Consider the following 2,340-nt stretch of genomic DNA (forward strand, 5'->3'; position numbering starts at 1 on the left):
GGCCGACGCCGCGCGGCGGGCGCAGGCCGAGACCGGTGCACGCATTGCGCGCCAGCGCATGGCCCGGCTGGAGTGGTCCGAGACGGTCAAGCTGTTCAGTGAAGGGCAGGTGTCTGCGGTCGAGCGGGACCGCCGGCGGATCACGTTGGACGGCGAACAGGCCGGCGTCGACGGCGCCCGTGCGGCACTGGGCGAGGCGCGCGCCGCCATTGCCGAAGCGGATGCCCAGGTCGCGCGCCTGAAAGCCGTGCTGGCGGAAACCACGGTGCGTGCGCCGCTGGCGGGCCGTGTCGAATACCGCGTGGTGGAGGTGGGCACGGTGCTGCCCCCCGGCGGACGCGTCGTCTCGCTGCTGAATCCGGACGATATCTACTTCACAGTCTTCCTGCCCGGCCCCCAGGCCGGCCGGCTGGCCATCGGCGCACAGGCCCGTATCGTGCTGGACGCTTTTCCCGGAGAAGTCATTCCTGCGCGCATTGGCTATGTCGCTGGCGAGGCCCAGTTCACACCCAAGTACGTGGAGACAGAGGGAGAGCGTGCCAAGCTGATGTACCGTGTCAAACTGCAGTTGCCGGTAGAAGTCGCGCGCAAGCTGGCGCCGCGCCTGAAGGCCGGCATGACCGGCGAGGGCTACGTCCGGCTGGATCCCGCCAAGCCATGGCCGGCAACGCTGGACTCGCGCGGGGAATAGGACATGGGCGGCATCGGCGGCGAGCAGTCCGGCGCCATTTGCGTGGAGGGGCTGACGCATCGGTACGGTGGCACGCGCGCGCTGGAGGGCGTCTCGCTAAGACTGCCGGGGCACAGCACGATCGGCCTGATCGGTCCCGACGGCGTGGGCAAGTCGACGCTGCTTGGCATCATCGCTGGCGTCAAGAGCATCCAGCAGGGGCAGGCCTCGGTACTGGGTGCCGACCTGCGGGATCGCGCTCAGCGCGAGTCCATCCTGCCGCGCGTGGCATACATGCCCCAGGGGCTGGGACGCAATCTCTATCCCACGCTGTCCGTGTATGAGAACGTTGACTTCTTCGGGCGCTTGTTCGGCCTCGATGCAGCGGAGCGCGCCGCGCGCATCCGCCGGCTGCTCGATGCGACCGGCCTAGCCCCCTTCCCTGACCGCCCCGCAGGCAAGCTGTCAGGTGGTATGAAGCAGAAGCTCGGGCTGTGCTGCGCTTTGGTGCACAACCCCGACCTGCTGATTCTCGACGAACCCACCACTGGCGTCGACCCCTTGTCGCGGCGCCAGTTCTGGACCCTGGTCGACGACCTGCGCGCCGAGCAGAAGGGCATGAGCGTGATCGTGGCCACCGCCTACATGGAGGAAGCTCAGCGCTTCGAGCACCTAGTGGCGATGGATGAAGGCCGCGTCCTGGTCAGCGACAGCACCGCCGCAGTCCTGCGGCGCGCGGGCACCGATGACCTGGAGCAAGCCTATATCTCGCTGCTGCCGGCGGCGCGGCGCGGCGACGCGACGGGCCTGATCATCCCGCCGCGCGCACCGGAGGACGGCGAGCCGGCGATCGAGGCCGAGGGCCTCACGCGGAGGTTTGGCGGCTTCGTCGCCGTCGATCATGTCAGCTTCCGCATCGAGCGCAGCGAGATCTTCGGCTTCCTCGGCTCCAACGGCTGCGGCAAGACCACCACCATGAAGATGCTGACCGGCCTGCTCGATGTCACCAGCGGCACCGCCCGGCTGCTGGGCAAGCCGATCGATACCACCGACATGCGCACCCGCATGCGCGTCGGGTATATGTCCCAGTCCTTCTCGCTGTACGAGGAGCTGACGGTGCGGCAGAACCTGGACCTGCATGCCCGCCTCTACCGCATGGAAGGCGAGCATGCCCGCGATGCGGTCGCGCAGGCGCTGGCCGGATTCGAGCTAGCGCCTTACGCCGACGAACGCCCGGCCGCGCTGTCGCTGGGCATCCGCCAGCGGCTGCAACTGGCTGCGGCCTGCCTGCACGGTCCCGAGGTGCTGATCCTGGACGAGCCGACCTCCGGGGTCGACCCCGGCGCGCGGGATATGTTCTGGCGGCACCTGGTGAAGCTATCGCGCGAGCAGCGCGTGACCATCTTCGTTTCCACCCATTTCATGAACGAGGCCGCCCGCTGCGACCGGATTTCCTTCATGCACCGCGGCCGCGTGCTCGCGGTCGGCACACCGGAGGATCTGCGCGAACGGCGCCATGCGGACACGCTGGAAGATGCCTTCGTAGCCTACCTGGAGGAAGCCGAGTCCAATGGTGCAGCGCCACCGGTGCCCTCCCCGGCGACGCGGCCGACGGGTAACATCCAGGCCCGAGACGCTGGCGAGGCGCCGCGCCGCGCCGCAGCGGCGCC

Annotated in this window: 2 protein-coding genes; both read left to right on the forward strand. The window is 69.0% G+C overall.

What is annotated here, in order from left to right:
• On the forward strand, positions 1-691 hold a 691-nt coding region (locus tag D769_RS20200; RefSeq protein ID WP_008648915.1), incomplete at its 5' end, for an HlyD family efflux transporter periplasmic adaptor subunit.
• 3 nt (positions 692-694) lie between these two features.
• Positions 695-2,340: ATP-binding cassette domain-containing protein (locus tag D769_RS20205; RefSeq protein WP_008648916.1), on the forward strand; the 1,646-nt coding region annotated here is incomplete at its 3' end.

Source organism: Cupriavidus sp. HMR-1 (assembly GCF_000319775.1).
Classification (GTDB): Bacteria; Pseudomonadota; Gammaproteobacteria; order Burkholderiales; family Burkholderiaceae; genus Cupriavidus; species Cupriavidus metallidurans.